The 12,472-nt window shown below is 44.6% G+C and carries 15 protein-coding genes; 10 read left to right on the top strand and 5 right to left on the bottom strand.

All coding sequences use genetic code 11. From position 1 onward, the window contains the following. Nucleotides 1-2: 2 nt before the first annotated feature. On the bottom strand, nucleotides 3-593 hold the full coding sequence (gene slmA, locus R7041_RS06615; protein ID WP_005379386.1) for a nucleoid occlusion factor SlmA: 591 nt from the start codon (nucleotides 591-593) through the stop codon (nucleotides 3-5). Between the two features lie 171 nt (nucleotides 594-764). Further along, nucleotides 765-1,964: a bifunctional phosphopantothenoylcysteine decarboxylase/phosphopantothenate--cysteine ligase CoaBC gene (coaBC, locus tag R7041_RS06620; protein WP_005384780.1), complete on the bottom strand. Its 1,200-nt coding sequence runs from the start codon at nucleotides 1,962-1,964 to the stop codon at nucleotides 765-767. Between the two features lie 193 nt (nucleotides 1,965-2,157). On the opposite strand from coaBC, the gene R7041_RS06625 reads away from it, so the two are divergent. The 8 genes from R7041_RS06625 (at nucleotide 2,158) to R7041_RS06660 (ending at nucleotide 8,499) form a co-directional block, all read left to right on the top strand. Continuing rightward, the gene (locus R7041_RS06625) at nucleotides 2,158-3,831 is read left to right on the top strand and encodes a methyl-accepting chemotaxis protein (protein WP_206949350.1); all 1,674 of its coding nucleotides are present in this window, start codon (nucleotides 2,158-2,160) and stop codon (nucleotides 3,829-3,831) included. Between the two features lie 114 nt (nucleotides 3,832-3,945). Beyond that, nucleotides 3,946-4,620 (top strand): RadC family protein, encoded by a 675-nt coding sequence (radC, locus tag R7041_RS06630; RefSeq protein WP_017820707.1) that lies wholly within the window; start codon nucleotides 3,946-3,948, stop codon nucleotides 4,618-4,620. 302 nt (nucleotides 4,621-4,922) lie between these two features. Next, nucleotides 4,923-5,159 (top strand): 50S ribosomal protein L28, encoded by a 237-nt coding sequence (gene rpmB, locus R7041_RS06635; protein WP_005384783.1) that lies wholly within the window; start codon nucleotides 4,923-4,925, stop codon nucleotides 5,157-5,159. A 13-nt stretch (nucleotides 5,160-5,172) separates the two neighbouring features. Further along, nucleotides 5,173-5,343, top strand: a complete 171-nt coding sequence (rpmG, locus tag R7041_RS06640) for a 50S ribosomal protein L33 (RefSeq protein WP_004410866.1) — start codon at nucleotides 5,173-5,175, stop codon at nucleotides 5,341-5,343. A gap of 276 nt (nucleotides 5,344-5,619) precedes the next feature. Continuing rightward, nucleotides 5,620-6,096, top strand: a complete 477-nt coding sequence (locus R7041_RS06645; RefSeq protein ID WP_031777180.1) for a hypothetical protein — start codon at nucleotides 5,620-5,622, stop codon at nucleotides 6,094-6,096. Nucleotides 6,097-6,198: 102 nt separating this feature from the next. After that, nucleotides 6,199-7,008 (top strand): bifunctional DNA-formamidopyrimidine glycosylase/DNA-(apurinic or apyrimidinic site) lyase, encoded by an 810-nt coding sequence (mutM, locus tag R7041_RS06650; RefSeq protein WP_042522608.1) that lies wholly within the window; start codon nucleotides 6,199-6,201, stop codon nucleotides 7,006-7,008. Nucleotides 7,009-7,094: 86 nt separating this feature from the next. Beyond that, nucleotides 7,095-7,577: a pantetheine-phosphate adenylyltransferase gene (coaD, locus tag R7041_RS06655; protein ID WP_017820709.1), complete on the top strand. Its 483-nt coding sequence runs from the start codon at nucleotides 7,095-7,097 to the stop codon at nucleotides 7,575-7,577. Beyond that, nucleotides 7,564-8,499 (top strand): glycosyl transferase family 90, encoded by a 936-nt coding sequence (locus tag R7041_RS06660; protein ID WP_053303391.1) that lies wholly within the window; start codon nucleotides 7,564-7,566, stop codon nucleotides 8,497-8,499. Before coaD ends, R7041_RS06660 begins: the two co-directional genes overlap by 14 nt. A 30-nt stretch (nucleotides 8,500-8,529) precedes the next feature. Here R7041_RS06660 and R7041_RS06665 read toward each other — a convergent pair whose 3' ends face one another. The 3 genes from R7041_RS06665 to R7041_RS06675 are packed head-to-tail and all read right to left on the bottom strand — an operon-like array spanning nucleotide 8,530 to nucleotide 11,173. Beyond that, complete coding sequence (locus R7041_RS06665; protein WP_138939696.1) at nucleotides 8,530-9,318, bottom strand: glycosyltransferase family 2 protein; 789 nt, start codon at nucleotides 9,316-9,318, stop codon at nucleotides 8,530-8,532. After that, nucleotides 9,315-10,082, bottom strand: coding sequence for a glycosyltransferase family 2 protein (locus R7041_RS06670; RefSeq protein WP_206949349.1), 768 nt, complete (start codon nucleotides 10,080-10,082; stop codon nucleotides 9,315-9,317). The genes R7041_RS06665 and R7041_RS06670 overlap by 4 nt, the downstream gene beginning before the upstream one ends. A 35-nt stretch (nucleotides 10,083-10,117) precedes the next feature. Continuing rightward, a complete protein-coding gene (locus tag R7041_RS06675) occupies nucleotides 10,118-11,173 on the bottom strand; it encodes a glycosyltransferase family 9 protein (RefSeq protein WP_206949348.1) in 1,056 nt (351 codons plus the stop codon). Between the two features lie 107 nt (nucleotides 11,174-11,280). On the opposite strand from R7041_RS06675, the gene R7041_RS06680 reads away from it, so the two are divergent. Together R7041_RS06680 and R7041_RS06685 are read left to right on the top strand one after the other, a co-directional pair. Continuing rightward, nucleotides 11,281-11,688 (top strand): diacylglycerol kinase, encoded by a 408-nt coding sequence (locus R7041_RS06680; RefSeq protein ID WP_005395798.1) that lies wholly within the window; start codon nucleotides 11,281-11,283, stop codon nucleotides 11,686-11,688. 11 nt (nucleotides 11,689-11,699) lie between these two features. Continuing rightward, nucleotides 11,700-12,410, top strand: coding sequence for a 3-deoxy-D-manno-octulosonic acid kinase (locus R7041_RS06685; RefSeq protein WP_005379425.1), 711 nt, complete (start codon nucleotides 11,700-11,702; stop codon nucleotides 12,408-12,410). Nucleotides 12,411-12,472: the final 62 nt, after the last annotated feature.

Below are 12,472 nucleotides of genomic sequence, written 5' to 3' on the forward strand. Positions count from 1 at the left end.
TTTTACTTTATTTGTGCACTCAAAAGCGCCCAGTACTCGTCAAAGTTTGCAGTCGGCTGGTATTTAAAGTCGCTACGCACAAAGCGGTTTAGGCTCCCCTCAACTTGTCCCAGAATTTGCGCGGCTAGGATGCGCTCTTCGACAGGGAAAGACTTCCCTTCACGAATCTTACGTTCACGCAGGATTTGGCGCAATTGTGTTTCTATACGCTCAAAGAGTTGATTGATGCGTTCACGTAGACGTTCATTTTCAAACATTAGAGCATGACCCGACAAAATGCGTGTCAGACCTGGGTTACGTTCAGAGAACGCCAAAATAAGGTGCATCACCATACGAATACGCTCTAGTGTATCTTTTTCGTCGTCTAGAATACGGTTGATACGTGTCATCAAGGCTTCTTCAATAAACTCAATCAACCCTTCGAACATGCGCGCTTTACTTGGGAAATGACGATACAGCGCGGCTTCTGAAACGCCGACTTGCTTGGCCAGCTTTGCCGTAGTAATGCGTGAAGCGCCATCTGTTGATTCAAGCATTTCTGCCAATGCTTGTAAGATCTCTTCACGACGGTTGGATTTTTTACTGCCGGCCATTAGTTACTTCCTTTCAAAATACAAAGTTGAGCGGAGGGGATTATAAGACGCTATTTCGCCTCAAACTAGACCACTAAGGGTGGAATGGGAGATTTAACACCCTTAGTTGTCATTTTTGTACCAAATTTATGCCAGCTTTTGTAAAAAATTGGCAGGGTTTTCAAACGTTAGTTACATCAATTGATGCATTTTTTCGAGAATTTTAAAGCTCAATGCTTCTTTTGATTCTAAAGCGAGCGCAAGTTCACCTTCAGGCCAGTAAAGGGTAATTGCGTTGTCGTTGCTATTAAATCCTTGCCCTGCAACCGAAACGTCGTTTGCACAGATCATATCGAGGTTTTTCTTTGTTAACTTGCCTCGAGCGTAGGTCTCTACATCATTGGTTTCAGCCGCAAAACCGACGGTAAACGGACGCTTCTCCGTCATTGCTGCCACAGATGCAACAATATCAGGATTTTTAACCATATTAATGACCATTTCGTCGTTGTCTTCTGTCTTTTTCAACTTTTGAGACGCGATCGTTTGTGGGCGGTAGTCGGCAACGGCAGCGCAGCTAATAAAGGCATCATGCTGGTTTGCATGTGTCATAACGGCTTCGTGCATCTCTTGTGCACTGGAAACATTTATGCGCTCAACACCTACGGGCGTATTTAAACTGACAGGACCGCTCACGAGGGTGACTTTTGCTCCCATCTGCGCTGCGGCGCTCGCCAATGCATAGCCCATTTTCCCGGAGCTATGGTTCGTAATGTAACGCACTGGATCAATCGCTTCGCGAGTTGGTCCGGCGGTAATGAGTATCGACCTACCTTCTAGCAATTTTGGTTGAAAGAACTGTTCACATAGATGTACTAGCTGCATTGGTTCCAGCATTCGACCTGGTCCTACATCACCACAGGCTTGCTCCCCTGCCGCAGGGCCCCAGATGTGCATACCACGACGCGCTAACGTAGCGATGTTCTCTTGGGTTGCGATATTGCGATACATCTGTTGATTCATCGCCGGAGAAACAGCAACAGGGGAATCCGTCGCGAGCACGAGCGTAGTAAGTAAATCGTTCCCCATGCCTGCGGACATGCGCGCGATTAAGTCCGCGGTCGCGGGCGCTAATAGCACTAAATCTGCCCATTTGGCCAATTCAATATGGCCCATAGAGGCTTCCGCTGCTGGGTCTAGTAAACTGTCAGAGACAGGACGGCCCGAAACGGCTTGCATGGTTAAAGGGGTAATGAACTCTTTTGCGGCTTTCGTCATTACAACTTGAACTTGCGCTCCTCTCTCTATGAGGCGACGGGTTAGCTCCGCACATTTATACGCGGCAATACCGCCACTGATGCCGAGTAGAATTTTCTTTCCTGCTAGTGTTTGCATGTGAGATCTCCAATTTGATGACCGGATTTTAACACAATTCAAAGTCTGACCGCCCGAGCATATATAACGAGAAGATAATTCACATCAAACTCCAGAGTATTAATCTGACCGAGGAAGGGAAAATTCTCGCCTACCTCACAGACAAGTTGCGCGGAGTTTGCAAGTCTGAAAAGAAAAAGAGGTAGTGGAAACCATGGTGTTGAAAAGTCGAAACAAATTGCTGCTGATAACCCTAATTCCGCTGCTGTTGATCACTACGTTGATCTCAGTGGTGTATTACATCAACAGCAGTAAAAGTTTGGAAGCGGAGTTAGCAAGAGACAGGCAAGAGCTCATCGAAACGAAAAAGAAAGAGTTACAAGCCTATATGATGATGGGCGTGACGGCGATAAAACCGTTATACGACGCGGATGTAAATGGAAGTAATAAAGAGGCAGCAAAAGAAATTCTGAAAGCCATGCGCTTTGAAAGCGATGGTTACTTTTTTGCCTACGACTCTCAAGGTGTGAATACGTTGCACGCCATCAAACCTGCATTAGAGGGTAAAAACCTTTACGACTTAAAAGATGAAAATGGGGTCGCAGTTATTGCGGGCTTGATTGACGCTTCTCAAAAAGGGGATGGGTTCCTCTATTTCTCGTGGCACAAACCGACCATTGACGCACAAGCGCCTAAGTTGGGCTATGCAGAATATCTATCGAAATGGGACTGGGTTTTAGGTACTGGCGTTTATATTGATGACATCGACCAGCAAGTTGCGATGCACAGAGAGTTAAAGACTCAAGAGCTAAAAGAGCATACGTTATCTGCCGTGTTGATTTCCGTTATTGGATTGATCATTACCAGTGTTCTCACCAGTATCGTGGTGTCTAAAGGCATTCAGCCATTACAACATGTCGCGGCTTCATTAAAAGATGTTGCCGCAGGCGGCGGTGACTTAACGGCTCGTTTAAAAGTCGAAAGTCAGGATGAAGTCGGTGAAGTGGCGGCCGCGTTTAATGAGTTTATGGATAAGCTGCACCCACTGATGCAGGACATTCATCGCTCTGCGACGACAGTACAGACCGTTTCTCAAAGCCTGAACACTCAGACCAGCCAAGCGAGCGGTCAAATGCAGGATCACTGTTTAGAGACGGACAAAGTCGTGACGGCAGTGACGCAAATGAGCATGACTGCCAAAGAAGTAGCCAGCAATACCAATTCGACCGCGCAGGCAATTGACGATGCCAACAGTCAAGTCACCGCCGCTCAGCATGAGGTCGAGCAAGCAATAGAAGGCATTACCGAACTCGTGACGGAGATAGACAGCACGTCAGATGCAATTTCTGAGTTGAGTTTACAGACCGAAAAAATAACCAAAGTGCTGGATGTGATTGGCGAGATAGCCGAGCAAACGAATTTGTTGGCCCTAAATGCGGCGATTGAAGCGGCTAGAGCCGGTGAGCAAGGTCGAGGGTTTGCCGTCGTTGCGGATGAAGTGCGCTCGTTAGCCAGTCGTACGCAAAATAGTACTCATGAAATTGGCGACATGCTCAAGCAGCTACAAAATGGTGTATCAAGAGCGGTCAGTACGATGTCGGTGAGCCAAAAACGAGGTGTCAAAACGGCGGAAGAATCTGCGCTCATTCAGCAATCTCTTTCTGGTGTTCATCATTCTATCGGAACAATTCGAGATATGGGTATTCAAACCGCGTCTGCCGCAGAAGAACAAAGTGCGGTTGCAGAAGACATCAACCAAAACTTAGTGGCTATTCAACAGATCGTGAACAACATTAATGAGACGTTGCAGCATGCCGAGTCAATCAGCACGCAGCTATCACAGTCTGGAACGGAAATTCACGGCTTGGTTGGCAACTTTAAACTCTGATGAACTGTTAAGTTGCATGGAAAGCACTGATGGTACGAAGAAAGCGAAAGTCATACTCGACTTTCGCTTTTTGTTTTGTGGAATAGGGACACTTTCCATATAAAGAGACATCAGATGATATTGAAAGCTTTGCCAAATGAGTCCATGCCCAGAGAGAAGCTACTGCAACGAGGGCCGCAAGCTTTGACCGATGCCGAACTGCTGGCCATCTTCTTGCGCACAGGCACCCGCGGAATGAACGTGATTGAGCTTGCAGACTTCCTTATTCAAGACTTTGGTTCGCTCAGACAACTATTTTCAGCATCAGAAGAAGAGTTTTGTCGTCACAAAGGATTAGGGCAAGCCAAGTATGTTCAGTTGCAAGCGGTACTAGAAATGACACAACGTTACTTGGCGGAGACGCTAAAGCGTGGTGATGCCTTAACCAGCCCCGACCAAACTAAGTTATATCTGTCTTCTATTTTAAGGGATCGGCAAAGAGAGGCTTTTTATATTCTTTTTCTCGATAACCAGCACCGAGTGATAAAAGATGAAATTTTATTTGAAGGAACGTTGGATGCAGCGTCGGTGTATCCGAGAGAAGTCGTCAAGCGTGCTCTGCATCATAACGCGGCGGCTTTGATTTTGGCGCACAATCATCCTTCAGGCGTCGCTGAGCCGAGCCAAGCTGACAGAAGGATTACAAGGCGTCTCATCGACGCATTAGCATTGGTGGATATTCGTATTTTGGACCATTTCGTCATCGGAGATGGGGAAAGTGTCTCTTTTGCTGAAAGAGGCTGGATATAACTGTGCGTTTTTTAGGTTGTTAGTTGCTAAAAATCTGCTATCATCCACGCCACTAAATTTTTAACTGAATTCAGCTTGGACTGCTAAAAAAATCTGCTGTCTAAAAAAAGATCACGAAAACCTGTAAAAAGGATCTGTTCGGGTCTTGAGCAATGCATATCAAGTTAGTATAATGCGCGACCTTTGATAGCCTTGTATGGATTTTCCATAGCGGTTCTTAACCTCTAACTTCTTTTCGAGAGATAGAGAGGTTCGGCCACCAAGGTTGATATCGAGCTGAAACGATTTTGGAGAAGACATTCATGTCACGAGTATGCCAAGTAACTGGTAAGCGTCCAGTAACGGGTAACAACCGTTCACACGCACGAAATGCTACTAAGCGTCGTTTTCTGCCGAACCTACAAACTCATCGTTTCTGGGTAGAGAGCGAAAAACGTTTTGTTAAACTACGTCTATCTGCTAAAGGTATGCGCATCATCGACAAGAAAGGTATTGATACTGTTCTTGCAGACATGCGTGCACGTGGCGAAAACGTTTAAGAGGAAATAAGCAATGGCAAAGAAAGGCGTTCGTGAGAAAATCCGTCTAGTATCTTCTGCAGGTACAGGCCACTTCTACACAACTGATAAGAACAAGCGTAACATGCCAGGCAAATTTGAGATCAAAAAGTTTGATCCAGTAGTTCGCCAGCACGTTATGTACAAAGAAGCAAAAATCAAATAATTGGTTTCAGTCTCTTTGATGAATTGAAAAACCCAACTTTCGAGTTGGGTTTTTTATTACCTGAATAAAAGTGCTGAAGATAAAGTGTTCAGTACGTCATCGGATTATAAAGTACTGCTGAAGTTATTTTACTGGTCCGACTCTATACTCGAATTTTTGATTGATCGCTCTCTGCCGCTTCGTTACCACTTCCCTACACACTTGCACACCGTTGTTCTAGTCAAGCTCAATACTCTTTGGTAGTTTACTCATAACGATAAGAGAGTAGAGATGGTTATGCGTGTGAGTCCGGCTCGTCGCCGCCGATGGAACAATATTCTTATTCTGGGCATTATCGCGTTTATAGTGATCTTAAATGCGCCGATGTGGATCAAAACTTACCTATTAACAGACCAAGCAGACCCTTACCCAAATGTACTTCGCTCCGACTATACGGTGGAGTCTTTGTACTATAGTGGCTGGGAGTTTGAACTGCATGATGGACGATGGCAATCCAACATCAAAGTTGATGCACCGATCAGTGAACTTGTATCACGCTGGCAATCATTGGAAGGGACCGAGCTCACCTCAGAACAGTACGATCATTTAAAACCTAACCTGACGGTACCTGAAACGGTAGAAGTTTGGTATCAGGATCTCGAAGAGCCGCAGCGGGTGACTTTCTTTCGTTTACCTGATTTTTGGCTATTTAAAACCTGGCAAGACAAATGGGTCGCTATCTCCGTCGATGAAAACTACCTTATGCCAGAGTAGAGCCTTTTTGCGCCTATACCCCTAATAAGCTTCCCTATTTATCGTTTTTCTTTTCGATTATGCTAGCAGCGAGAACTATTAGCCGGTGAATTGGAGAATCTAATGCCTGAGTTGCCAGAAGTTGAAGTGAGCCGTATGGGGATTAGCCCCCACATGGTTGGACAAACGATCCAGTCGTTTACTTTTCGAACGCCTAAATTGCGCTGGGATATTCCTACAGAGCTTAAAAAATTGGAAGGGCAGGTGATCCGTGCGATTAGCCGTCGTGCGAAATACTTACTGATCGAGACAAACACAGGTACAGCCATTGTTCACTTGGGCATGTCTGGGTCTTTACGTGTCCTAGATGCCGACTTTCCGCCAGCAAAGCACGATCATGTGGATCTCAAACTAAGCAGTGGAAAAATACTGCGTTATAACGATCCGCGTCGTTTTGGGGCATGGCTGTGGTGTGCTCCTGGCGAGTCACATGCTGTGCTAGCAAACATGGGGCCTGAGCCTTTAACTGAAGAGTTCAATGCGGAATATGTAGCGGAGAAAGCTAAAAATAAGCGTGTCGCCGTCAAGCAGTTCATCATGGACAACAAAGTCGTGGTTGGTGTTGGGAACATCTACGCGAATGAGTCGTTGTTTAAATCTCGAATTCACCCTTCAAGGCCCGCAGGTAAGTTGACTTCTCAAGAGTGGAGGTTACTTGTTGAAAATATCAAAATGACACTTGAGATTGCCATTACGCAAGGTGGGACTACTCTGAAAGATTTTGCGCAAGCCGATGGAAAGCCGGGTTACTTTGCACAAGAGTTATTGGTTTACGGAAAACCCGGAGAGCCATGCCCAGAGTGTGGCGAACGACTTCAAGAGCTAAAGATTGGCCAACGTAATACCTTCTTTTGTAGTGAGTGTCAGAAGTAAGTCGAGCTATTATCGAGCTTAAGTTGTTGTAATCTTGCGTTCGAGCCTCAATAATTCAATCAGTTTCGAATAACTTAGTAAATTATATGAAAGTCATTTATCCGGGCACTTTTGATCCAGTGACTAATGGTCACCTCAATCTAATAGAACGTACTCACGAAATGTTTGATGAGGTTGTGATTGGCGTAGCCGCAAGCCCATCGAAGAACACTATGTTTTCATTGGAAGAGCGCGTTGCACTGATGCAGGACGTTGTAGCGCATTTACCTGGTGTGACGGTAAAGGGGTTCTCCGGGTTATTAGTGGATTTCGCGAGAAATGAGAAAGCTAAGGTTCTTATCCGTGGTTTACGAACAACGGTAGACTTTGAATACGAGTTTGGACTGACCAACATGTACCGAAAGCTATTACCAGGAATCGAGAGCGTATTTTTAACTCCTGAAGAAGAGTTTGCGTTTTTATCGTCGACTATCGTGAGAGAAGTAGCGATTCATGGCGGAAGTATCGAACAATTCGTTCCCAAGCCAGTAGCCATCGCGATTGGGGAAAAACTCAATGAAAGACAGTAAGTTCCCTTATTATTTCTCAAACGCTCTCTCGATACTTATCCCTCGCTTTGTATATCGAGCACAAGCCAAGCGTTTACTTTCGAATCTGACCGAAGCAGAGCAGCAACGCTGTATTGAGCGGGTGAACTATTACAATAAGTGTGAAACGCCGTTTTCAGTTGATAGCCGAGAACAAAGTTACTCGACCATCGATACATTCAAAAAAACGAAAGGCTGGACGTATTTTTTCGATCTTCGCCAAGTTGTACGCTATTTCCCTTCCAGTTTTGCGTTTAACTACATCAACGGCGATGTTACACACATCCCCAATGTACCGAGCTTTATAAAAAGCCGCCCTATTTTTGGTAACAACCAAAATTCAGTGGTGTTGAAACTTAATCAAGTTCGTCATTTTAAATTTATTGATGATCCTGTTCGCTATCAAGATAAAAAGGACATGGTAGCGTGGCGCGGCGTGGGTTTTCAGCCGCATCGTAAAAAGGTGATTCATGCGTTTTACAACCATCCGCAATGCAATATTGGCCAGACCCGCCCGGTAGAAGGGAAACCATGGGAAAAGGGCTTTATGAGTATTGAAGAGCAACTGCAGTATAAGTTTTTGCTCTGTATAGAAGGCAATGATGTGGCCACCAACCTTAAGTGGGCTATGTCGTCTAACTCCTTGGTTATTATGTCAAAGCCAAAATATGAGACTTGGTTTATGGAAGGTAAGTTAGAGGCAGGCGTCCACTATGTTGAAGTGAAGGATGACTATTCGGATTTACCCGAAAAGATGGATTATTACCTAGCGAATGAGCAAGAAGCATTAGCGATCATTGAAAATGCGCACCAGTGGGTTGAGCAGTTCAAAGATAAACGTAAAGAGCGTTTGATCTCATTGATGGTTGCCGATAAGTACTTCGCTTTATCTCAGCAACAATAAAAAAGGGGCGAAACGCCCCTTTTTATAATCTTAAGCTTCTAAAAATTGATCAACACCATTCTCACAGCGTTTAAGCTTGTTTTTAATGGTGTTTTCTAAAATCTCGTCATTTTGTCCGAGTGACGCGCGCGAGTTTTCTACGTGGTACAAGTGGTAGCCTACACCTGCGAATTTTAGGTAAAGACGTGACTTGCCCGCATTCAACATACGGTGAACAAACTCGCTATCTTCACGTCCCCAGCCGACAAAATCTTGGTTGAAGCCATTGACCTCAAGTGCATCCTCTCTCCAGAATGCCATATTACAGCTGCGTGTTGAATTAGCATTATTACGTTTACGCGAGAACCATTTTGATAGCAGTATATTGGTGATACAGTTCTTGCGATTGCGAATACCTTTGCTAAAAATAGAAGGTACTAGGCTGCTTTCCATAATCGCTTTACTGCAGTTTTCATCTGTCAGCACACGTCCACCCTGCACAAACCAATTTGGCTTTGCGACGCGTTTATGTGATTCAATAAATGATGGTGATAGCACCATGTCACCATCAATAATTATGATATAACGACCAGAGGATTTTGCGATGGCACGGTTGCGGCTCATCGCAGCACGAAAGCCATTATCTTCCTGCCAGCTATGAATAAGTGGAACCGGAAAGCCGTCACGCAGTTGGTCGATCATTGCTTTGGTATCGTCTCGAGAACCGTCATCTGCAACGATGACTTCATCAGGCAAAACGGTTTGACGTTTCACGCTTTCTAACACCGCTTTTAATGCTTCTTTCCAGTTGTAAGTGGTGATAATTAAAGTCGTTTTCATGATTTTTTTGCCTGTTCACGTAAGTAGAGATCGATATATTTTACAAAAGTAGAGTGCATGCTTAGCCAAGCTAGAATGAAGCCATGTTTGCCATCAAGGAAGCCTCGTTTGAGAACATACATCTTCAAAAAGCTAGCAAGAGCGTGAACGATAGCGGTCGTTAAACCTGCTTTCTTTTTACCTTCACGTTCATCCGTCCAGGCCTTGAGGTAGCCAGTGGTTTTATTGATGTAATGATGAAGGTGCTCGTAAGTGTAGTGATGCAGTCGACCATCCAGTTTTTCAGTTTGATAGTTTTTCTCATCAACTTTTTCATGAACGAGCGAATCATTATATTGCGTATATTCGGTGCGATATAAGCGCACAATCCAGTCTGGAGACCAACCAGAATGGTAGATGAACTTACCAAACGCAGAGCTTAGTCGATTAAGTTTGTATAAAACGTTCGGCTTATTGGCTGATACCGCGTGTAAGATACTTTCTGTTAGCTCTGGAGTGACTTGTTCGTCTGCATCAAGCCATAAAACGTAGTCTGCCGTAACGTATTGCTGCGCAAGTTGGCGTTGTTTACCGAAACCTGGCCAATCTAGATTGGTGTAAAACTTATCTGTGTATTGTCGGGCGATTTCTTCGGTGCGATCGGTGCTGCCCGAGTCTAGAAGGACAATCTCATCGACCCAATCTTTTACTGTGTCTAGACAAGCTTGTAAGTGCTTCTCTTCATTTTTTACAATTAAGGCAACGGCTAAGGTTGGTTTGGACAAGGTCATTTCCTTCTTAACAAATCAAGACAGTAAGTTTACTGGTATTGAGGATACAAATCTTCTAAGACTTGATCGAACATGCTCATTACTTGAGTGCTGGTAATGCGGTTCATTGCCGTTTCATCTTTAGCGCGAGTTCGCCAGCTTAACTCGTGACTGTTTTTACCTGTTTCCGCAAAGATCGTTTCTTCATACACTGAGACAACGTATTTTAGATAACGGTAAGGTCCCACTCGCAGCGGATTATGGTGTGCATAGAGCCCGATGATTGGTGTTTTCATTGCATTCGCCATGTGTGCTGGTCCGGTATCGGGGGCGATGACCATTTCAACCTTATCTATTAACGCAAGCATTTGCAGAATTGAACTTTGTCCAACTAAATTTAGACACGGTTCTTCCAAGCGAGATTGAATGGCTTCTGCCAGATCCAATTCTACCTGAGCAGGGCTGCCTGCCAGAATCACGTTCCAGCCTTTTGCTCTGGCGTGATGAATCACATCCACATAACCTTCCGCGTTCCAGTTTTTATAAGCTTTGCTCGCACCAGGCACAATCAGCAGGTTAGGTTTACTACGAGAAATATGAGACTCTGCCCAAGCTTGGTCGTGGTCTGAATAAGAAAGTACCCAGTCTAGTTCTGCCTTTGGTACCCCAATTTGATGGGTAAAGGCCATTAAGCCATCTGCGACATGCAGAGATTGCGGGGAAGGCACTTTGACATTGGTAAATAGTGTTTGAAAGTCCTGGCTTCTATCAGAAGAGAAACCAAGTTTGTATTTTGCTTTAATGCCCAACGTTGCGATACTCGCTCGAATCGCGTACTGCATATGCAATAGCGCATCAAACTCTCTGCCTTTCAGCTGTCGCCAAAGTGATTTGTAGCCATCAAGTCCCGCTTTTTTATCAAAAACAATCACTTCTACACCATCGATGGCGGCTAATAACTGGGCTTCAAGTTTACCCGTTATCCAAGTAATCTGGGTCGAAGGCCAGTGTTTCTGAATAGCTTGAATGCTGGCGATAGTATTGCAAACGTCTCCGATAGCGGACAAACGCAAGACGCATAGTGACGATGGGGCAGAAGTGAACATAATTATTGTCTGATTCGATGAATAGAGGCAGGTAAATTATGCAGACATCCCCAATAAATGTAAAATACACGGCTCGAATATAGCTAAGTACTGATAAGTGTTCTGCAATGTCAAAGACAACACCACATCAATCGCAAGAATCTGGCAAGCCGGGTAATACCGGACTAAAGCGCATCGTTAAAGCGACGGGTTATTCGATCCAAGGATTAAAAGCGGCTTTTAAGCATGAAGCTGCCATTCGACAAGAGTTGGCTCTGTTGAGTATCGCCGTGATTTTGGCTTGGCTAGTGGATGTCGGCATGGTTGAGCGTATCTTAATGATCGGGGTCGTGGTATTAGTCTTGATTGTAGAGCTTGTAAACTCAGCGATTGAGGCGGTAGTGGATCGTATCGGTATTGAACGGCATGAACTCAGTGGTCGAGCTAAAGATATAGGCTCTGCTGCCGTTATGGTTGCTTTGGCGTTTGCTGCATTTACTTGGTTGTATATATTAGCCAGCCGGTATTTAGGCTAGAGGGTGAGCGTATGACTCAACAGTATAAAAACAACAACCAAGTGATCTGGTTTGATGACGAGATCATTACAGACCCTAGCCAACCGATATTTGATGCGGAATACTGGCAGTCCTCCGACAAGGTGGTTGGCAGTGCGACGGGGCGAGGCACGACATGGTTTATCCAACTAGAGAACATGCAAGCGGCACTACGTCATTACCGTCGTGGCGGTTTGTTTGGGAAGTTAGTTAACGATCATTATTGGTTCTCTGGCTGGGATAACACCCGTTGTGCGCAAGAGTTTCAGCTTTTGTTGGCGCTAATTGAGGCTGGGGTGCACGTTCCTCGTCCTATTGCAGCAAGAGCCGTAAAGTCAGGACTCTTCTATCAAGCTGATTTATTAAGTGAGCGAATCCCAAACGCCAGAGATCTGGTTAGTATCTTGCAAGAACAGTCTTTATCGGTAGAAATGTATCAGAAAATAGGGCAAGAAATTGCCAAGATGCATCAGGTTGGCGTTAACCATACCGATTTGAATATCCACAATATCTTGATCGACGACAAAGATAAGGTATGGATTATCGATTTTGATAAGTGTCGTTTTGAAACTTCTGGTGACTGGAAGCATCAAAATCTAAATAGACTTCTGCGTTCATTTAATAAAGAGCGTTTAAAGCGACAGATTATTTGGCAAGAATCCGATTTTGAACATTTTCAGGACGGTTATGCTTCTCAATCTTAATTGAGTTTTTTATCATTTTATATTAATTGCTCTAAGTAAGCCTTCTTGAGTCTAACGATGCT

It is taken from the genome of Vibrio sp. 1751, assembly GCF_033339895.1.
Taxonomy (GTDB): Bacteria; Pseudomonadota; Gammaproteobacteria; order Enterobacterales; family Vibrionaceae; genus Vibrio; species Vibrio alginolyticus.